Origin of the sequence: Acinetobacter sp. 8I-beige (genome assembly GCF_902505955.1) — a bacterium.
In the GTDB taxonomy this organism is placed as follows: domain Bacteria; phylum Pseudomonadota; class Gammaproteobacteria; order Pseudomonadales; family Moraxellaceae; genus Acinetobacter; species Acinetobacter johnsonii.
Window position 1 is genome coordinate 1,755,751 of sequence record NZ_LR732790.1, and the last position, 20,884, is coordinate 1,776,634.

The window sequence follows — 20,884 nt, forward strand, 5'->3', positions numbered from 1 at the left end:
GTCCCTATCGTCTAGAGGCCTAGGACATCGCCCTTTCACGGCGGTAAACGGGGTTCGAATCCCCGTAGGGACGCCATCTTATTCTATTTCTAGAAAACACCACTTTTCATTTAATCGGTTCTGATTGACCACCGATATTTCATTTCAATTTTAACCATGCACTCGCTATACGATGCTTCGTGTTTTTCAAGGTTGATTGTTGTGCTTAAGAAATTTTTAATCTTTTTATTGATTCTATCGCCTTCTATTTTTTATCTATGGTTTGTTCAACAAGGGTCCAATAACACCAAACAAGACCCTGTTGCACAAGAAATACACTCAAGTGCTGAGAACAGCCCTTCTTATCCAACACCTGACCACTAAAAGATAGCCTTTAAGCATTTGGTTTTTAAATTAATAAATATAGTTCATCAGAAAATTTCAATTCACGTGATTTTTCATCTTATTAAAAACTAGAATATCACTTTAAGCCCATTGTTTGATTTTCTATGCAATCTGCAACGCCGCCTCCGCAGTCTTCAACTGATTCACCGCAAAATACCTCATTAAAACGTGCCATGAGCACGCGCCACCTGATCATGTTATCGCTTGGTGGTGCCATTGGCACAGGCCTGTTCATGGGCTCAGGCGAGGTTATTTCTCAAGCAGGTCCTCTCGGTGCTGTGCTGGCTTATATTATTGGCGGGTTGATCGCATATATGGTCATGCTTTGCCTCGGGGAGCTTGCAGTACATTTACCTGTTTCTGGTTCATTTGGAGCCTTTGCAACACGTTATATTGGCCCTGGCACAGGTTATATGGTGTCGTGGATGTATTGGCTCGGTTGGTCGGCAACACTCGGTACCGAATTTACCGCAGCAGCCATTTTGGTACAGGAATGGTTCCCACAAACGTCGATCTGGTTATGGACCCTGATCTTTGCCAGTGGCGTCCTGATTTCAAACCTTAGCTCAACCCGAGCTTTTGCAGAGTCTGAGTTTTGGCTCTCCATGATTAAAGTCGCGACTGTACTCATTTTCATTCTTTTAGGCTTTGCTTGTATTTTTGGTGTTATCCCTTTTCAGGGATATGAATCTGCACCCTTATTTAACAACTTAACCGCACAAGGCTGGCTACCAAATGGCCTTATTCCTTTGTTTACCACCTTATTAATTGTGAATTTCGCTTTTAATGGCACAGAAATGATTGGCATTGCCGCAGGTGAAACTGAAAACCCAGAAAAAAATGTACCCAAAGCCATTCATGCCGCGGTTTGGCGCCTGATTATTTTCTTTGTTGGTACTATCATTGTCATCAGTTCACTGCTCAGCTATAGCAACACAGGTTTGCAAGTAGGTGGACATGGCGGCTTAAGCAGCAGTCCATTTGTGACTGTATTCACCCAAATGGGCATTCCCTATGCCGAAGACTTTATTCGCTTTGTGATTATCACGGCATTATTATCAACCGCGAACTCAGGCTTATATGCTGCATCACGCATGATGTGGGCCCTGTCCTCACAAAACCAATTGCCCAAGCTCTTTGCTAAAGTGAGTAAATCTGGGGTGCCTTATATTGCCATTTGGGTCACCATGATCGGTGGCTTGCCGGGCTTGCTCTCTGAGCAATTTGGTGCAGATGTCATTTTTAAGAACTTAATGGGTATTGCAGCTTTTACCATGGTGATTGTCTGGATGAGTATTTGCTGGAGTCAGTTTAACTTTCGTCGCCAATGGTTAAAGCAAGGTCGGGCTTTATCGGAGCTGAAATTCCGTACCCCTTGGTATCCGTTGGTTCCGATCCTAGGCTTTATCTGCTGTACAGCAACAGGCTTAAGTATGGCGGCTGACCCTGAAATGCTTTCAGGTTTTATTGGCTGCTTACTCTTTATGGCGGCTTGCTATGCCAGTTACTATTGGCTCTATCATAATAAAAACTAAGTACCTTCAGCAAAGTGAGCACAAGCTTATTTTTTGGGCTCACTTTTGCAGCAATAAAAAATTCATTCAATTTAATTACTTGTTTTGCCTAATGTTTGAACTTTCAACCATCACAGAGCAAAAACCCTTTTGACAAATAGGCCTTTAATCCTTAATATACGCATCACCTCGCAACGTCCCTATCGTCTAGAGGCCTAGGACATCGCCCTTTCACGGCGGTAACCGGGGTTCGAATCCCCGTAGGGACGCCATATCTTGATCTTATCCGATCAACACTTATTCATAATTACTATTATTTCATTGCAGATTTGCAGTTTTTCACTACAATAGCCCGCTTCATTCCTGAACTTATTAACGCTTATGCACTCATCTCCGAATGATGCTTCGCATCAGGGCAATTCTGCGCCTTTAAAACGCGCTATGAGTACTCGACATCTGGTTATGATTTCGCTTGGTGGCGCAATCGGGACTGGCCTATTTTTAGGATCGGGTGAAGTCATTGCACAAACGGGGCCTGTAGGTGCCATTATTTCTTATTTCCTCGGCGGGATCATTGCATATATGGTCATGCTGTGTTTAGGGGAACTTGCTGTTCATATGCCTGAGTCTGGCTCATTTGGCGCCTATGCCAAACGCTATATCGGACCAGGTACAGGTTATACCATCACATGGTTGTACTGGCTAACGTGGTCAGTCACGCTAGGCACCGAGTTTACAGCTGCCGCTCTGCTCATGCAGGAGTGGTTTCCAAATAGTTCAATGTGGATGTGGACCCTAATTTTTGGTGCTTTTGTATTTAGTTTAAATATGATCTCAACCAAATGGTTCGCAGAATCTGAGTTTTGGTTGGCTTTAGTCAAAGTTATCACCGTTGTTATTTTTATTTTATTGGGTCTACTCGCTATTTTTGGCGTGATTGGCTACAGAGGCTATGAAGCCGCGCCTTTATTTAGCAACTTAACGGCTCAGGGTTGGTTCCCAGAAGGCTTGTTCCCTATCTTTACCACCATGTTGATCGTGAACTTTGCATTTTCTGGTACAGAGCTGATTGGTGTTGCTGCGGGTGAAACCAAAGATCCTGCTAAGAATGTACCCAAAGCCATCAATACTGCGATTTTCCGCTTATTGATTTTCTTTGTGGGTACCATCTTGGTCGTGACTTCACTCCTCCCGCATCAAGAAGCAGGTTTAGCAGCTGAAGGCGTGAGTAGCAGTCCATTTGTAACCGTATTCCAGCACATTGGCATTCCTTATGCTGAAGATATCATTCGTTTTGTGATTATCACTGCGTTGCTATCTGCTGCGAACTCAGGACTATTTGCCGCTTCGCGTATGATGTGGTCGTTGTCTTACCAAAAACAGTTGCCAGCAGTCTTCTCAAAAATCAATGCACGTGGTGTCCCTTACGTGGCAGTCATCGTGACCATGATTGGGGGTATGCCGGGTTTACTGTCTGAACAGTTTGCACCTGAAGCCATTTTTACAAACCTTTTAGGTATTGCAGCGTTTACCATGGTCGTCGTTTGGATGAGTATTTGCTTAAGCCAATTTAACTTCCGTCGCCAATGGTATAAACAAGGACGTAAAAAAGAAGAATTAGGTTTTGCAGCACCCCTGTTTCCTATTGTGCCAATCCTTGGCTTTATCTTCTGCTTTATCACCTGCGTCAGTATGGTGTTTGATCCAAGTATGCGTATTAGCTTCTTTGGTTGTTTACTGTTTATTGCAGTATGTTATGCCAGTTATTACACCTTTTATCACAAGAAAACTTAATCCTTACTGTTAAAAAGAGCGACTTCGGTTGCTCTTTTTTTTATACTGTTTTGATCAAGTACACCATCGGTGCATGCACGATGAATATTGTATGGATTCATGGGATGAATCAGCAGCACAAGACTGCACGTACCCTGCTTAAACATTGGCTTGTGATCTTACAACAGGTACTGAGTGAACTTGGCCGCGCAGATGACCTTCCCTATCTTCAGCGGCACAGTCGGCTGGCCTTTTACGGAGATCTCCTAACACGTCAGCATTTAGAAAACACCCTCAATGCCAGCACCCTCATGCCACAACATTGGTCTCCTTTTTCTTTTTTACATCCTATTCACCTGACGCACACCGCTGCACCCAATATCGAACATCAAGCTGAAATTTCTAAAAACCCCCAGCTCACTATTTCAGATGAACTCTCATTCAATAATAAAATTAAATACATCAGCCTCCTCGGCAAAGATCTGGCCTTACGTGACTTAGCTAGTTTAATCAACCACTTCCCAGAGCTGCATAGTAGCTTTATTCATCGTTTTTTGATGGAAGCGTATCTATATTTATCCAATCCACACTTCATCCACACCGTGCATACGCGTCTGCATGAGCACTTACACGGTACGAAACCCAATATTGTGATTGCCCACTCTCTAGGCAGCGTGATTGCCTATAATTATTTAATTCAACACCCTGAACTTAAGATTCAAACACTAATTACCCTCGGTTCACCACTGGCCTTTCGCGTTATCCAGTGTCATTTGCAGCAACCTATTCAACGGCCCGCTGCTTTATATGGCGATTGGATCAATTTTTATTCAGATGCTGATTTTCTGAGTGCTTTTCCACTGAACCAAAAACCGTTTGCTTTTACTCCCGCCATTATCAACAAGCAAATCACCACCGATCTTGCTCATCCTCATCTAATCGAAGGCTATTTACACCATCCCGAGTTCATCAACAACTTGCTAAGTTTGCTTAAAAAATCGGCTTAAATCATATGATTTTTAATCATTTTATCTAGATTGTTTTAAATTTATGCACTCAACACTTAAAACTGGAATTATTTAGAGAAAAGCGTTTGACACCCCTCTATTTTCGCCCTAATATACGCCCACCTCTGAAACGTCCCTATCGTCTAGAGGCCTAGGACATCGCCCTTTCACGGCGGTAACCGGGGTTCGAATCCCCGTAGGGACGCCAATTTCAGAAGTAAAGTTTTATTAAGTCCCTATCGTCTAGAGGCCTAGGACATCGCCCTTTCACGGCGGTAACCGGGGTTCGAATCCCCGTAGGGACGCCATTACTTAAGATCAAAAGTAATCGGTTTTAAAATATCACTTCTGTACTGTCCCTATCGTCTAGAGGCCTAGGACATCGCCCTTTCACGGCGGTAACCGGGGTTCGAATCCCCGTAGGGACGCCATATTCGAGATTGATTTTTTCTAGAGTCATCTCATAAAAAAAGCCCAAGCATTAGGACCTGGGCTTTTTTATTGCCTGTCTATTTACGATCGACTTCAACTAAAGCGGTCGAGGCAAAAATAGCCTGTGGCGCAATCACAATTTCATTCAAGGGAATGTTTTGCCCATATCGCTGTTGCATGAGTTGCTTGACTTCAGACGAACTTAAATCAAATTGCTTCAGTTTCGATAACGGAGCCAACTCAATACCTAAAGCATCATGATAGGCCTTCCAGACTATTTCTGAGCAATATAAAGCACGATTGTCCCACTCAAAATAAAGATCATAAGGCTGGCCTAAGTATTGTTCTGCGTTCTTGATTAGTTGCTGCTTTTGCTGAACAGTCAAATTCGTTTTAAAGCGCTTCACCACATAATGCCGCTCAACCCCGCGATCAATCCACTGCTGAAGTGCCGTATATTTCACAGGCTGAACTGCCTCTAAAACCCATGCTTTTCCATTTTTATGAACAATTAAACCCATATGGCTATAACGAAACTTGGTCGCTTTTTGTATCCCTAAACTTTGTTGAGACTTCGAGACGTGAAAAATAATATCCCCTGTTTGATAGGACATATTCGCCCATAGCAGCTGAGGACTTACCAACAGTGAAACAGCACTTAAAATCACAACATTTCTATTTTTCATCCTAGATTTCCTTTATTCTTCTTTTTATAGATACGATCAATCACTTAAAACTAAAAATATTTATGATCTTACATCATCTTCAAAACTCACGTTCACAGCGTATTCTTTGGTTACTTGAGGAACTTGAGCTGTCTTATGAAATCAAACTATATGATGCAACACAAGCTAGACAAACGAATCTGAAATTTCCAACGCTCGACATTCCACATCATACTCAGACGATACAACTTACGGAAAGCAGTGCAATCGTAGAGTATTTATGCCAACTACAGCAGAAGTTGATTATTCCTCATGACCATACACAGTATTGGAACTTCTGTTTTTATAGCCATTATAGCGATGCCAGTCTCATGCCCAATTTGGCATTAAAACAAGTTTTCCAACACATTAAGCAACAAACACCTTTGCTTGTGCGCTTTGTAAGTTTGGCCTTTCAAAGCTCGTTCAATCGCGCTTATTTAAACCCTGAGCTACATCGACAACTGAAAGAAATTGATACCCACTTAAGCACGCATTCATCCTTTGCTGGCGATGTGTTTAGTTATGCGGATATCTTGATGTGGTTTCCACTCTATGCGGCCAGTTATGCCACTCCGCAGTTTGCCCAGTATCAGTCTATTCAACACTATTTCACCCAAATACAAAGCAGACCTGCCTTTAATGCTGCAATGGCACGTGGACAATGGTCTGCTTCTTATTTTGAACACTATTGGTCTATCACACAGTGAGGCTATGCTTAAGCTGACTTTCTAGAGTTGACTTGCCCCTTAATCACGGCTTTCACATTGCCTTTTAAATAATTAAAAAACACTTTGAGCGGTGACAGTTTCGGATTTGGTTGTTTACCTTCTGCGATATCCTTAAATTGCGCGGCATACCAGATCACTTCCATAATCGCCATTTTATCGATCATTGAAATGCCTGTTTTGATCTTATCGACTGCATAACGTACATCTTGCCCTGCAATTAAACGGTTGGTCACATCTGGCTCTACCGCAAACGGACGTGCCATTCCAATAAAGTCACACGCGCCACTTTCTAAGGCTGCATTCATACCCGCAGCCGTACGAAAACCGCCTGTCACCATCAACTTACACTGGACTTGTTCACGAATTTTTTCAGCAAATTCTAAGAAGTAAGCCTCACGTGCAATGGTCGACGCTTTACGTTTTTCTTGCTTCACCCCAGCCATGGCAGGTGCTTCATAGCTACCACCTGAAATTTCAATCAAATCAATCCCAGCCGCATCAATAGCTTTAAATGTCGCAATGACATCTTCTTCCGAGATTCCACCACGCTGAAAATCTGCCGAGTTGAGTTTGACCGAAATAATAAACTGCTCTGAAGTCACTGCACGTACTGCTTTATAAATTTCTAATAAAAAACGCATACGGTTTTCAGAAGAGCCCCCCCATTGATCTTGGCGTTTATTGGTCAATGGCGATAAAAACTGACTGATGAGATAGCCATGTGCACCATGTAATTGCACGCCTTCAAAGCCCGCTTTCTCACAAATGGCAGCTGAAGTTGCAAAACGTTGGATAATATCAAGGATTTCATCTTCAAGGAGCGCTCGTGGCGTTCCAAAGCTCATTGCTAAAGCAGGGCTAAACGGTACTGCTGAAGGTGCAACCGTTTCCTTATTTAAACCCTTAGGACATTGACGGCCCGGATGTGACAACTGCACCAATTGCACCATGCCATGTTTTTTACCAATCGCAGCCCATTGCTTTAATTGCTCTAAATCTCGCTCATTTTCAATCACCACCACGCCCGGCTCATTTTTAGCTCGGAAGTCCACCATCACATTGCCTGTAATGGCACAGCCTAGGCCTCCTTTTGCCCAAGCCTCATACAAGCCTAAGTGCAAATGATTCGGCTGGCCAGCATGATTGGCCAGTGCTTCACTCATCGCCCCTTTAATCATCTTATTTTTAAAATGGACCTGCCCAATGTCGATTGCGCTTGCAAGCTGGCTCATGAAAATTCATCCTTTAATATTTTTTAGTGTTTTTACTCTATGTGTTTTTTGGCGACAGTCAAGAGAATTTGACAATTCATTTTGTCAAATTCTCTAAACTTTTATTTAGCAAAATAATTTTACTGATACTGACTGGCTTGAATCAATTGACGCGTATAATCAGACTGCGGCTGTTCAAAAAGCTGTTCAGTGGCTTGCAATTCCACTACTTTGGCATGTCGCAAAACCAAAACTTGTTGGCAGAGTGCACGTACCACTTGTAAGTCATGACTAATAAACAAATAGCTCATACCCTGCTCGTGTTGTAGACGGCGTAATAACGCCACAATTGAACGCTGCGTACTACGGTCTAAAGCCGAAGTCGGTTCATCTAAAATCAATAGTTTAGGTTGAAGTACCAAGGCTCGTGCCAAAGCCACACGCTGCCTTTGCCCACCGGATAGCTCATGTGGATAATAGCTTTTAAATGCGACTGGCAACTCCACCTGAGTTAAGACATTCTCAACATGCTGTGTCCTCTCAAACAAAGACAAAGGCTTTAAAGTCAAACCTTCTGCAATGATTTGTTCAACACTCATGCGTGGGTTCAAACTTGCGAACGGGTCTTGAAATACGATTTGAAAATCACCACGAAGCGGACGTAATGCCTTTTGCGAGAGTTGGTTTAAATCATGTTTTCCAAACTGGATCTGCCCACGACTTTCAATCAGCCTTGCTATAGCCAGTGCCAAAGAACTTTTGCCTGCACCACTTTCCCCCACCACTCCCAAAGAATGCCCTTGAGCCAAGCTCAAGTCCAAAGCATCAACCGCAGCAAGATACTGTGTCGTGCGATTAAACCAGCCTTTTTTAATCGGAAATTTGACCTCAAGTTGTTTTAAACTCAGTAAAGGCACAGCATCTTGTACGCTAATGGCTTGACCAAAAGAATGATTGAGTAGATTTTGAGTATAAGTAGACTGCGACTGTTCAAAAATCTGCGCAACCGCCCCTTGCTCTACGACCTTACCTTGATGGATGACTACGACATCATCAGCATAATGTTTCACCAAATTGAGGTCGTGGCTGATCAAAATCATGGCCATGTTATGGCGCTGTTGTAAAGACTTCAGCAAGTCTAAAATTTGAACTTGCAGCATGACATCTAGTGCCGTGGTAGGCTCATCAGCAATCAAAATATCAGGCTCTTGCACCAGTGCCATAGCAATCATGACCCGCTGACGCTGGCCGCCAGACAGCTCATAAGGAAAACGCCGCAACACACTTTCTGGATTTGGAATACCCACATCGTCTAGCAAGGCAATTACTCGTTGTCGCGCTTGCTTTTTAGACCAACCCTGTAACCATAAAGTCTCGGCAATGATCTTTTCCACCCGATGCAAAGAATTTAAAGCGGTCATTGGCTCTTGAAAAACCATCGAGATTTTTTGCCCACGAATCGACCTAAGTTGCGCATCGCTCAGCTTTAAGAGATTTTTTCCGTCTAACAGCACTGAGCCTTGCACTTGTAAAACTTTCGGCAATAAACCCATCAAGGCTAAAGCACTGACCGATTTTCCTGAACCACTCTCTCCAACCAGCGCCAAAGTCTGCCCAGCACGCAGTTCAAAACTGAGCTGATCGACTAATACCCGTTCTGAACTGTGAATGCTCAGGGCATTCACTTCAAGTATCGGAGCTGTTCTATTGGCATCTAGGGTCAAATGCATCGCGCAAAGCCTCCCCGATATACATCAGCAACGCAAGCACAAGGGCCAAGCTGAAAAAGCCAGACAGTGCTAACCATGGTGCATTTAAATTATTCTTGCCTTGTAACAAAAGCTCGCCCAATGATGCCGCATCAGGCGGTAAGCCATAACCCAAGAAATCCAGTGCTGTTAGTGCTGTAATATTGGCTGTTAAGATAAAAGGCAGTTGTGACAGGCTAGAGCTGATTGCATTGGGTAAAATATGCCGAAAAATAATAGCTCGGTTGGTGACACCTAAACTTCGCGCGGCACGGACATAATCCAACTGGCGCGCCCTCAAAAACTCAGCTCGTACCAGTGGAACTAAAATTGTCCAACTGAATAACAGCATGATTAAAAACAGCCAGTAAATATTTGGGCTAAACATACTGACTAAAATCATCACCATGAACAGCATGGGTAACCCGCCCCACACTTCTAAAATGCGCTGCCCGATTAAATCGATCCAACCACCGTAATAACCTTGTATGGCCCCAATCACAATGCCCAGTACAGCTGAACTAAAAGTCAAAATAAAACCGAACAGCAATGAGACACGTAAGCCATATAATACTCGTGCCAAAACATCACGACCTTGATCATCTGTCCCGAGCCAATTTTGCATCGTGGGTGGTGACGGTACAGGGACTGTCAAATCTACATTGGGGGTTTGATATGAATATTGAATTAACGGCCAAATGGCCCAACCTTTTACCTGAATCAGCTGTTGTACCACTGGGTCTTTATATTCAGTTTCAGTTTCGAAAACACCGCCAAAAGTCGTTTCAGGATAGTGTTTCAATACAGGGAAATACAAAGCATGATCATACTTAAGCAACAGCGGTTTATCATTCGCGATCAGTTCTGCAGCTAAAGACAGGACAAAAACACAAAGAAATAAAATACAACAACTGAGACCAAGCTTATTTTGCTTAAATCGCTTAAAACCTGTCTGTAAAATAGGTGACATCAGCCTCTCCCTTGCGAATCAAAATGAATTCGCGGATCAATCAGCTGATACAACACATCGCCAATCAGACGCAGCAGCAAGCCCATCAAAGTAAAAATGAATAAGGTGCCAAAAATCACAGGATAGTCACGCTGCACAATGGCTTCAAATCCTAATAAACCTAAACCATCCAGATTAAATATGATCTCAATAAATAAATTGCCCACAAAGAAGTAAGCGATTAAAGCTTCTGGTAAACCTGCCACCACAATCAGTATCGCATTGCGAAACACATGGCCATATAACACTTGCGACTCAGTCAAGCCTTTAGAACGTGCCGTCAGCACATAAGGCTTGCCTAGCTCTTCCATAAACGAATACTTGGTGAGATAAGTCACTGTGGCAAAGCCACCAATCACCATCGCCAAAAGCGGTAAAGCCATGTGCCAGAAATAATCTTTAATTTTGCCCCATAGCGACAAGTCTGCAAAATTTTCCGAGACCAAACCTTGTAAGGGGAACCATTGGAAATAAGAACCGCCTGCAAAAAAGACAATCAGGAGAATTGCAAAAATAAACGCAGGAACTGCATAAGCCACTGCCAACAGGAGTGATGTAGACTGATCAAACACCGTGCCGTGCAATCGGGCTTTTTTGATGCCCAAAGGAATGGAAATCAGATAAATCAGTAAAGCACTCCACAGCCCCAAGGACAGCGATACAGGTAATTTATCCTTAATCAATGCTGTAACAGGTTGGTCTTTAAAAAAGCTCGTGCCGAAGTCCAGTTGCGCATAATTTTTTACCATTTCAAAAAAGCGTATATGCATGGGCTGATCAAAACCATAGTGTGCTCTGATCTTTGCGAGCATTTCATCACTGAGTCCTTGCGCGCCTTGATAGACATTTGAGCCCGTACCTGCACCGCCCAAATTACCCAAAGTTTGCATAGCTTCCGCTTGTTGAATGGCTTGCTCAACAGGCCCACCGGGTGCAATTTGGATCACAGCAAAATTGATCAGTAAAATCAGAAATAAGGTCGGAACGATCAGCAACAGCCTTTTGAATATATACATACGCATCTCACCCCCCCTATACCAGCTTATGGCTTGGCTGCCTGACCTAAATACTGACTCACCTTTTTTGCCTGTTTGGCATCACTCCACCAATAATCCAAACCGACATGCAACTGTGGACTCCGTGCCGGTTTTTGATACATATTCCAATAGGCATACCATTGATCCGCTTTACCATAGGTCGGAATTTGATAATAACCCGCACGCAGTAATCGATCTAAAATACGCGTTTGCACGACCACTTGCTTACGATCAGGCACTTGAATCAACTGTTGGATCATCTGATCAATCACCGGATTTTGAATACCCGAATAATTATAATTTCCCACCTGATGGGCTGAAGCACTGCCCCACAGTTGCACCTGCTCTTTGCCTGGTGTCAGAGACTGCGGCATCGTTTGTAGGGTCATATCAAAATCTTGAGTCCGCATCCGCTCATAATACTGTGGTGTGTCAACTTGTCGAATGTTCAGCTGTATTCCTAAGCGCTTTAGATGACGAACAAAAGGCGTAATTTCACGCACAGCATCACTCGGCTGAATCAGAAACTCAAACTGAATCGGCTTGTTGTTCCGATCCAACAATTGACCTTTGGCATTATATCTATAGCCATTTTTTAATAAGATCTGTCGTGCGATAAGCAAATTATTTCGATTGTAGCCCGATCCATCTGAAGCTGAATAACGCCAGTTCTTTAAAACGCCATCTCGCTGCACAGGATGCAATTTCGCCAAATAAGGCTTTAAAATTTTAATTTCAGCAGCCGAAGGCACACCCTTCGCCTCTAGTTCGCTATTAGAAAAATAACTTTGCAAGCGTTGATATTGCCCATAGAACATCGCCTTGTTTTGCCACTCAAAGTCGTAGGCATAAGTCAAAGCTTGGCGAAAATAAATATCTTGAAAAGGCTGACGACGGGTATTAAATACAAAACTTTGCGTTGGAATTGGATTGAAATGCTTAAAGCGATATTTTTTAACGAGACCTTGTTTTACAGCGGGAAAGTTATAGGCTGTCACCCATTGTCGTGCGGACTCTTCCTCATGCAAGGTATATAAACCCGCCTTAAACGCAGTAAAAGCAATATCTTTGCTACGATAATACACATAACCCACGCGGTTAAAATTATAGCGCCCTTGGTTGGCCTTTAAATCTCTGGCCCAATACTTTGGATTACGCTTATAAACAACCCGCTGCCCTGCATTGATTTTCTCTAAGAGATAAGGGCCTGATCCTAAAATCGGTTTGATCGAAGTTTTACTAAAATCTTTGCCTTGCCAGTCTTTTTTGGAATAAATTGGCATTCTGGCTACAATCAAAGGCATTTCCACATTATTTCGGGTTTTAAAATGCATTTTGACGCTGTATTTGGACAACACTTCTGTCTTGGCTAAATCCGACAAATACATCTGTAAGCCAAAATTGGATTTGCTTTGAAAGATATCAAAACTGAACTTTACATCGGCTGCGGTAACAGGACTGCCATCACTAAACCGTGCTTTTGGGTTTAAATGAAAAATGATAGCGTTAAAGTTTTCCGGGTCGTAGCTGACCTTTTCTGCCAGCAATGGATACATTACCGCAGGCTCATCCAAAGAACTACTCATGAGTGAGTCAAATAAATAATTGGTTCCCTCAACCGCAGTACCGCGACCATTCATGCTGTTTAAGTTATCAAAACTCCCAATGACTGCACGTGTTAATTCGCCACCCTTTGGCGCCTGCACATTGGCATAAGGCAAATGATCCAACTGGCTGTATTTCGGCGTAGCATAAGGTGCAATAAAAGGCATGGTCTGCAGTGCAGACCATGCCTTTAAAGGAATCGTTACAAGGCTGAACAGCAAGAGTGTTGTTCTAACCTTCATCGGGGATTTCTCTGAAATTGCATTTCAACTCAATATTAGTTCGGCACCTTAATTACATCCCCAATGCGCAACTGTGTATTCGGTTTAATGTCATTGAGCTCAGCCAATTGCGAAGTGTCCATACCATAACGACTTGCCAGTCCAATTAAGGTATCACCACGTTTCACCGTGTACTGCGAAATCAGTTTTGGGATTTGAATGGTCTGCCCAACTTGTAAGCCCGCACGCGGACTCAAATTATTTAAACTAGCAAGCTCTGACACTGACATCCCCGCACGGCTTGCAATTGAATTTAACGACTCGCCTGACTTCACTTTATAGGCTTCAGTTGCACGGCTAGAAGTTGCTTGTAGTTTTGCTGCCACTGTTTCTGTTTTGATTGGAACTGAATCAACATCACCTTCAATTTTCAAACGCTGACCGACACGAACATTGGCTGTACGGCTTAGGTTGTTTAATTCAGCCAAATAGTTCAGTTGCAAGTGATATTTACGCGCAATGCTATTTAGGGTTTCACCCGATTTCACCACGTGAATATCGGTTGAGTTATTACTTGCAGTGGTTTGTTTTTCGACTGTTTTCGGCATTTCAACAGCAGGCACTTCACCCGTTAATTTGAGTTTTTGACCTGCACGTAAGCCCGCTGTACGACTCATGTTGTTGAGGTCAGCAATATAATCCATACCCAAATTATATTTCGAAGCAATCGCAGTTAACGAGTCCCCCGACTGAACGGTATAAGTATCTGGCACAGTTGAACCCGCAGGGATCTTAATACTTTGACCCACTTGTAAACCGCTATTGGTTGACAGATTATTGAGATCAGCCAACTCCGACAAGCTCATCTTCGACTGTGATGCAATGCTATATAATGTGTCACCACGTTGTACTTTATAACTTTCAACTTTGAACTGTGGCTCAGCTTTGACTGGAAATGCTTTGGCACTACTTGTCGTTAAGCTTTTGACATCATTGAGTGGCACATTAATTTTTTGTCCCACCAACAGGTTGCTGCCCGCATTTAAACCTGATGTTAAATCTGCCAATTCTTGATTTGACAGCGCATAGCGGTCTGCAATCAGTTTCAGATACTCGCCACGTTTCACCGTATACGACTGGGTTGCCACTTTGGCTGGGCTGCTAGTTTTTTCATCGTTGGATTTAGTACGGGATTGAGCTGTTTCTTTTAAAGAAAGCTTTTGCCCCACACGTACACCACTCGTTACGCTTAAACCGTTATAGTCAGCCAACTGTTTTAAGCTTAAACCAAACTCATCCGCGATACCGGTTAAGGTATCATTGGCACGAACGGTATAACTCTCGGGTTTAGTCTCAGCTTTCACGGTAGAACGCACTTCAACTTTTTCAGCTTGTGGTTTTGCATCATATAAATAAATCGATGTACCGACATAAAGCGTGGCATTGGCATCCATTTGGTTCCACTTCGCCACATCACGCCAGTTCACCCCATTTTTGGCAGCAATCAGCGCCAAAGTATCACCCGGTTGTACGGTATAAGTTGAACGTTTACCTTTTGGCGGCACAATCACAATTTCAGAGTCAGTCTTAACAAAGTTTTTGCCTTGATTACGTTTCACTTCATCTGAATCTAAACGGGTATTGTCAGCCACAGACTTTGGATATGCAAAACCTTTAGTCAACTCTTTACCTTGCAGCTCAGCCACAGACTGACTGGTTTGAATTGCGGTGAGCTTAATTTTACCATCTAAAGGATCTACAATTTCTGTCCCTTGAGGGGCTAAAGCCTGAATTTCAGCTACCACTTCAGCTTGCTCTGCTTTGGTCGCAACTGGTTTCAGAACTTCATCGACAGTTTTGCTTTGACCTTCGGCTTGAATTGCCGCGGTTAACTGCTCACGCTCTGCTGCTGAAATTGGTGGTTCAACGGAAACTGGTTTCACTGGAGTCGCTGGCGTAACCGCAACGGGAATACGCGGCGCACTTGGAATATCGCTATTAGCAGCAAAAGCAGCCAGTGCATTAGACCCTTTAGGCGTTGAACCACGGGTAGGCGTCGCAATAGCCGTACTGCTCGACGACGTCACTGTAGACGAAGTGGCAGGCTTTCCTGTTGTGGTTTTTGTTGTTGTCGTCGCTAAAACAGGTGGTGTAGTTTTCGACGGTGTGATCGCTTTGGTGTTTAAGGTCGGCGGTTCAATTTTGCTTGGTTGAATCGTTTGGTTATTTTCAGGCAGTTTGGTATTTGCAGATGCCCACAAGCCGCCTGAACCACCCTGTAATTTTTTCAAACGTACATCCACTGAAGGACTCAAATCCGCAGGAATTAAAATCCGCATTGGACTTGCACCATCAATCCATTCACCGCGGTGTCCCGGATTTAACTGATACAGCTCGGCACGACTTAAACCGGTAATCGACGCGACTTCATTTAGACTCACCGCGCCCACAGTAACTTCTCTAAAGTGCGGACGGTTGGCAATCGGCGGTAAATTGATGTTATAGGCATTTGGATTTTTAATGATCTGCGCAACCGCCAAGAAACGTGGCACATAGTTCATGGTTTCTTCAGGCAGTTTTAATGACCAATAATCTGTCGGCAAACCTGCGGCTTTATTACGGTTAATTGCTTGTTGAATACGGCCCGGACCTGCGTTATAAGCCGCTAGTGCAAGTTCCCACGAACCGAACTGGTTATATAAACTACCCAAGAACTCATACGCGGCACGTGTTGACTCGACCACATCACGGCGACCGTCATATTGGCTACTTTGTTTTAAGCCATAAATACGCCCTGTACTTGGAATAAACTGCCATAAGCCCGCAGCCGCAGCACTACTGGTTGCAGCAGGATCATACGAACTTTCAATCACCGGCAGAAGAGCTAGCTCTGTTGGTAACCCGCGACGCTCGGCTTCTTTAACGGTGTGATACAAATAACGTGAAGCACGTGCACTTAAACGGTCCAAATACGGTTGGCGTGAAATAAACCAACCACGCTGTGCATCAATGCGCAGATTCCAATGATCGCTGTTCATTTTAAAGCCCACGGTCATACGCTTCCAAACGTCACCGTGCTTTAACACCAACAGTCGATCCCCTTCCACCGCACGCATGTCGGTTGCAGAAAGTAAATCTTCTAAAGAATCTAGACTATTTGCGTCTAAGTAGTTTGATCCGACTTGTTTGGATTTAGATGTTTGCGTTGCACTTTGCGTCGAGGAGCAACCAGCCAGTCCAAGTGTCGCGAGAGCTGAACCGAGTACTGTAATTTTAAATAATGTCGGTAACATCGGTTGGCCAAAAATGGCAGCTGACTTATACATAAGAAAATCCAAACAACTCGTATAAAATTTATTTTTTAGATCTGCCATTGTAGTAAAGCACGCCGCAGACACAAGGCGTTAATTTAACTTGAAATCAGTATAAATGTTACAAGAAATTAAAAAAGCTGCATCTTATACACTTCTCTAGTGCATTTGCGTTATACAATGGTGCCCGCTTAGTTTTAATTTTCAGTTTACGGAAGTTGTGTATGTCACAAACAATTACCCTGTATGTCGATGGTGCTTGTCGTGGAAACCCTGGTCTTGGGGGATGGGGCGCCTACATTATTACAGAAACTGAAGAACATAAACTGTGTGGCGGTGAAGACAACACCACCAATAACCGTATGGAACTGACCGCGGCCATTGAAGGCATTCTTTTCTGCCCAACCGACGCGAAGTTGGTAGTCTGGACAGATTCAACCTATGTCAAACGCGGCATTACCGAGTGGATTACAGGTTGGAAAAAGAAGAACTGGAAAGATGTTAAAAATCCAGATTTGTGGAAAAAACTCGATGCAGCCTGCCAAGGTCGTGATATCGACTGGCACTGGGTCAAAGGCCATGCAGGTCATGAAGGTAATGAAATGGCAGATCAATTGGCAAACCTCGGTGCCGATCAAACACAGGCTCAACTTCGTCAGTCTAAAACAGCGACAACAGAACCGTCTGTAGATAAAAAAAAAGTTGAACCAGACTGGTTGTTAAACGACCCTTTTGGTTTGGGTTTCGATGACGAAGAAGTTGATAACAGCGAAGATTTAGCCGAAAGTGAAATACACGTTGCAGAACAAGAGCCAAGTTTAGTCGCTGAACCAGAACTTGGCACAACGGTTGCGTCTACTGAACAAACGCCTGAAGTTGCGGCAAGTGTCGATTTAACACAACTCAAACAACATCCGCAAATTGTGATTACTCCACGTAAGGTTGAGGTCTTTGGACCTCGACAGCTCATCCTCGATACAGAGACTACAGGTTTCTATTATCAAGATGGCGATCGCATTATTGAAGTTGGTGCGATTGAAATGGTCAATCGAAAGCTCACAGGCAGCTCGATTCATATCTACATCAATCCGAAAAAACCTGTGGGCGACTCTGAAAATGTCCACGGGATCTCTGATGACTTTTTAAAAGATAAACCGCTGTATCAAGAGATTGCTGACACTTTATTTGCCTATCTCAAAGGTGCGGAAATCATTGCGCATAATGCAAGCTTCGATATGAACTTCTTAGACATGGAGTTCAAGCGTGCAGGATTTGTTGCGCTTTCTGAAGTTTGTGCGGTGACAGATACCCTCGCGATGGCAAAATCTAAGCATCCGGGACAAAAAAACTCACTTGATGCCTTAGTTCGCCGTTACGAAATTCCACAGCGTGACCGTACCTTCCACGGGGCCTTACTGGATGCTGAAATTCTAGCCGACGTTTACTTGGCTATGACAGGTGGTCAGGTTTCCTTTGATATGGATGCCCTGTCACATAGTGAACAACAAAATGGGCAAAGTCAGCGTCAAACACTGGATATTGAACTGGCGGTAATTCACCCTTCAGCCGAAGAACTTGAAGCACATGAGACTTGGGTCAAACAATACCAAGAAAAACATGGCACACCCTGCCTTTTTTCCAAATAAATTCTAAAGTTTTTGTTAACTTTTGTATTACAAGATTTTTCAGTTAGGCTATAGTGATGAACAAGTTGCTATGCCTTCTTTAGGCCGCATATAAACACGATAAAACACTAGGATAGGTGCAGATCAATGTCTTACCAAACCTCTATTCATTTTGATCCAACGGCGCTGCTGATAATAAAAAATGAAGTGGATAACTCCATTAAGCTGGTTGAATCAGCTGTGAGCACCTTAGCAGAAGATCAGACTTTACCTTTTGGAATTGACGACGCATTAAACCAATTTGAGCAATGTGCTCAAGTGCTTGCATTAATTGATATGTCGAGCTTGGCAAAAATTGCTGAATATTCCGCAGAGCTTATGCGCAAGATCATGAGGAATCCTGCACAGATTAATACGCAAGATTTGATTGCACTCAGCGAAGGTACGACCATGCTGAAGCGCTATATTGAATTCATTTGTTTAAGAGAAGTGAAAATTCCACAGTTTTTACTCGACACCTTAAACCGTCTTGAAATTGCACTAGCAAAATCTCTAACGCAAGAAGGTCAACACATCGAGTCCTTACTGGACTGTATTACCCCAGATTTCAGCCTCCCTCAAGCACCAAGCCTTGAAAAATCACAATATGTTCACCGCTTGTACAAGCTGTCTTTAAGCCAAATGCTGAAACAAGAAGAAAGCGAACTTGATTTACAAGCAATGAAATTGGTGGGCACTTATTTAGCGGGTCTAGCAGAACAAACGCCGAGTAAACAATATTGGAACTTGGTCTATGTTGCACTCAATCAAATTGAACAATTGCTCATTAATGAACCACGTTTACGCACTCTGATTAGCATCGAACGTAACATTGCACAGTTCTTTACTGCGCCTGAACGTTTCAAAGCTAGCCTCACAGATCTTGCCAACATTCTCAGCCTATGTATCAGCCAAGAAGACGAAGTTTCTCAACACATCCGTGGCAAACTCAATATTGGCGACGACCTACTCACAGATACGCAGCTGCAAGTTTTCAGTCGTCATCTGTATGGCCCAGATTTCGACACGATGCATACCATTAGTGATTTGGTAACCACCGAAATGTCGCAAATCCGCAATGATATTGAGTACAACTATCAAAACATGACGCCTGAGAAGACCTTAGAGCTCCAAGCAAAACTGGTCGATTTGGCGAACATCTTCAAAGTATTGAACTTAAATGAGGCGCATAATGACTTAAACCGTCAAGCAGCATCACTTAGTCAAGCAGATATGCTGAAAGATGAAGGTTTTGCGCAGCAGTTGATGAACGTGATCTTGTCGGCAATGAACTCCATTGGCGTGCTAGAACGTCACCATACTTCAAGCCGCCTACAGCTTCGTGTGAACAACATGAATATTTCACTAGACCGTTTAGATGAAGCCCATGCTGCTTTATTGACTGAGGCTAAAACTTCTATTGACTTAAGTAGTCAAGCGTTGGCGCAATATCAGCAAGAACAAGATTTAGCTGCACTTGAGAACACCCCTGTGCAACTACGTGAAGTTGCGGGCGCAATGCTGTTCTTAGGCGCTGAAAATGGTCAAACTGCTCTGAATATTTCAGCAGATTTTGTGCAACAACAAATCACGGCTGAAACTGCGCTCACTGCTGCTCAGGTGAATCATGTACTTGATGCTCTCGCAAGTGCAGATATGCTGATTGATAACTTAAAAAACAAACAGCCTGTATTACACAGTATGTTTGATGTAGCATTGGACAGTAGTCAAAAACTAAAGACTGTTGCCTAATGTCAGAACTTTCACTTGCTTATATTTTCCACCAACAGCAATTGTTGGTGGACCATAACTTTCAATTGCCTCGTGTAGAAAAGCTAGCAAGTGATTTAAGTTTTCACTCGGGTGATCAAGTGATTGCCCGAGACCTGCTAGACAATGAACCAATCCCTGATGGCTTAGAACTCATCCCAATTCGCCAGTTGCTTCCACTCTGGAGCACCAAACAATTCGAACAGGCCAGCCGAGCTATTCAACTGCTAGAATGGCGTCGCAATCATAAATTTTGTAGTCATTGCGGCCACGCCACAGAAGCACATGCCAGCGAATATGCCATGATCTGCCCTGCCTGCGGTTATCATCAGTATCCACGAGTACAACCCTGTGTTATCACCGTCATTACACGAGGTGAAGATGAAATTCTCTTGGCAAAAAATGCGCGTAATACCCGTAGCAATATGTATGGTTTGATTGCAGGCTTTGTTGAAGTCGGTGAAACTTTAGAAGAAGCGGTACGCCGCGAAACCTTGGAAGAAGTCGGCATTCAAGTCAAAAATGTTCAATACTTGGCGAGTCAGCCTTGGCCTTTTCCAAGTAACTTAATGATTGCATTTAAAGCAGAATACGCATCGGGTGAGCTTTGCTTACAAGAAGAAGAAATCAGCGATGCTCAATTCTTTAAGTTTGATCAATTGCCTGAAATTCCGTTCAAAGGCAGCATTGCACATGCAATGATCATGCATGCGACAGAAGGCACAACGCTCGCAGATGATACACGTGAGTGGCTCTAAGCTCA

14 protein-coding genes and 5 tRNA genes are annotated in these 20,884 nt (G+C 43.4%); 12 read left to right on the forward strand and 7 right to left on the reverse strand.

Annotated features, from left to right (window positions below; translation table 11 throughout):
• From GVX98_RS08365 to GVX98_RS08400, 8 genes are all read left to right on the forward strand, one after another.
• Positions 1-76: transfer RNA gene (locus GVX98_RS08365), tRNA-Glu, on the forward strand.
• Positions 77-488: 412 nt separating this feature from the next.
• Entirely contained in the window at positions 489-1,919 is a 1,431-nt protein-coding gene (locus GVX98_RS08370) for an amino acid permease (RefSeq protein ID WP_159127794.1), read from the forward strand.
• Between the two features lie 175 nt (positions 1,920-2,094).
• A tRNA-Glu gene (locus GVX98_RS08375) sits at positions 2,095-2,170 on the forward strand.
• Between the two features lie 109 nt (positions 2,171-2,279).
• Positions 2,280-3,692: an amino acid permease gene (locus GVX98_RS08380; RefSeq protein WP_159127795.1), complete on the forward strand. Its 1,413-nt coding sequence runs from the start codon at positions 2,280-2,282 to the stop codon at positions 3,690-3,692.
• An 80-nt stretch (positions 3,693-3,772) separates the two neighbouring features.
• Positions 3,773-4,678 (forward strand): alpha/beta fold hydrolase, encoded by a 906-nt coding sequence (locus GVX98_RS08385; RefSeq protein WP_171503311.1) that lies wholly within the window; start codon positions 3,773-3,775, stop codon positions 4,676-4,678.
• A 132-nt stretch (positions 4,679-4,810) separates the two neighbouring features.
• Positions 4,811-4,886 (forward strand) — tRNA-Glu (locus GVX98_RS08390).
• A 24-nt stretch (positions 4,887-4,910) separates the two neighbouring features.
• Positions 4,911-4,986, forward strand: a tRNA-Glu gene (locus GVX98_RS08395).
• 47 nt (positions 4,987-5,033) lie between these two features.
• Positions 5,034-5,109 (forward strand) — tRNA-Glu (locus GVX98_RS08400).
• Between the two features lie 78 nt (positions 5,110-5,187).
• On the opposite strand, the gene GVX98_RS08405 is transcribed toward GVX98_RS08400, so the two are convergent.
• Complete coding sequence (locus GVX98_RS08405) at positions 5,188-5,796, reverse strand: YiiX family permuted papain-like enzyme (RefSeq protein WP_159127797.1); 609 nt, start codon at positions 5,794-5,796, stop codon at positions 5,188-5,190.
• Positions 5,797-5,858: 62 nt separating this feature from the next.
• Here GVX98_RS08405 and GVX98_RS08410 point away from each other — a divergent pair, with 62 nt between their 5' ends.
• Positions 5,859-6,524 carry a glutathione S-transferase N-terminal domain-containing protein gene (locus GVX98_RS08410; protein ID WP_159127798.1) on the forward strand — a complete coding sequence of 222 codons (666 nt, stop codon included), beginning with the start codon at positions 5,859-5,861 and terminating at the stop codon, positions 6,522-6,524.
• 8 nt (positions 6,525-6,532) lie between these two features.
• Here the strand turns inward: GVX98_RS08410 and GVX98_RS08415 are convergent, their stop codons facing one another.
• From GVX98_RS08415 to GVX98_RS08440, 6 genes are all read right to left on the reverse strand, one after another.
• Positions 6,533-7,777 carry an NADH:flavin oxidoreductase/NADH oxidase family protein gene (locus GVX98_RS08415; RefSeq protein ID WP_159127799.1) on the reverse strand — a complete coding sequence of 415 codons (1,245 nt, stop codon included), beginning with the start codon at positions 7,775-7,777 and terminating at the stop codon, positions 6,533-6,535.
• Positions 7,778-7,896: 119 nt separating this feature from the next.
• A complete protein-coding gene (locus GVX98_RS08420; protein ID WP_159127800.1) occupies positions 7,897-9,486 on the reverse strand; it encodes an ABC transporter ATP-binding protein in 1,590 nt (529 codons plus the stop codon).
• Entirely contained in the window at positions 9,461-10,474 is a 1,014-nt protein-coding gene (locus GVX98_RS08425) for an ABC transporter permease (protein ID WP_159127801.1), read from the reverse strand. The genes GVX98_RS08420 and GVX98_RS08425 overlap by 26 nt, the downstream gene beginning before the upstream one ends.
• Complete coding sequence (locus tag GVX98_RS08430; RefSeq protein ID WP_159127802.1) at positions 10,474-11,535, reverse strand: microcin C ABC transporter permease YejB; 1,062 nt, start codon at positions 11,533-11,535, stop codon at positions 10,474-10,476. Before GVX98_RS08430 ends, GVX98_RS08425 begins: the two co-directional genes overlap by 1 nt.
• A gap of 20 nt (positions 11,536-11,555) precedes the next feature.
• Positions 11,556-13,397, reverse strand: a complete 1,842-nt coding sequence (locus GVX98_RS08435) for an extracellular solute-binding protein (protein WP_159127803.1) — start codon at positions 13,395-13,397, stop codon at positions 11,556-11,558.
• Between the two features lie 35 nt (positions 13,398-13,432).
• Positions 13,433-16,702 carry a LysM peptidoglycan-binding domain-containing protein gene (locus GVX98_RS08440; protein WP_159127804.1) on the reverse strand — a complete coding sequence of 1,090 codons (3,270 nt, stop codon included), beginning with the start codon at positions 16,700-16,702 and terminating at the stop codon, positions 13,433-13,435.
• A gap of 209 nt (positions 16,703-16,911) precedes the next feature.
• On the opposite strand from GVX98_RS08440, the gene dnaQ reads away from it, so the two are divergent.
• The 3 genes from dnaQ to nudC all read left to right on the forward strand — a co-directional run bounded on the left by dnaQ (position 16,912) and on the right by nudC (position 20,879).
• Positions 16,912-18,333: a DNA polymerase III subunit epsilon gene (gene dnaQ / locus GVX98_RS08445; RefSeq protein WP_159127805.1), complete on the forward strand. Its 1,422-nt coding sequence runs from the start codon at positions 16,912-16,914 to the stop codon at positions 18,331-18,333.
• A gap of 126 nt (positions 18,334-18,459) precedes the next feature.
• Positions 18,460-20,103 (forward strand): chemotaxis protein, encoded by a 1,644-nt coding sequence (locus GVX98_RS08450; RefSeq protein ID WP_159127806.1) that lies wholly within the window; start codon positions 18,460-18,462, stop codon positions 20,101-20,103.
• On the forward strand, positions 20,103-20,879 hold the full coding sequence (nudC, locus tag GVX98_RS08455) for an NAD(+) diphosphatase (RefSeq protein WP_004980792.1): 777 nt from the start codon (positions 20,103-20,105) through the stop codon (positions 20,877-20,879). The genes GVX98_RS08450 and nudC overlap by 1 nt, the downstream gene beginning before the upstream one ends.
• The last annotated feature ends 5 nt before the right edge of the window (positions 20,880-20,884 follow it).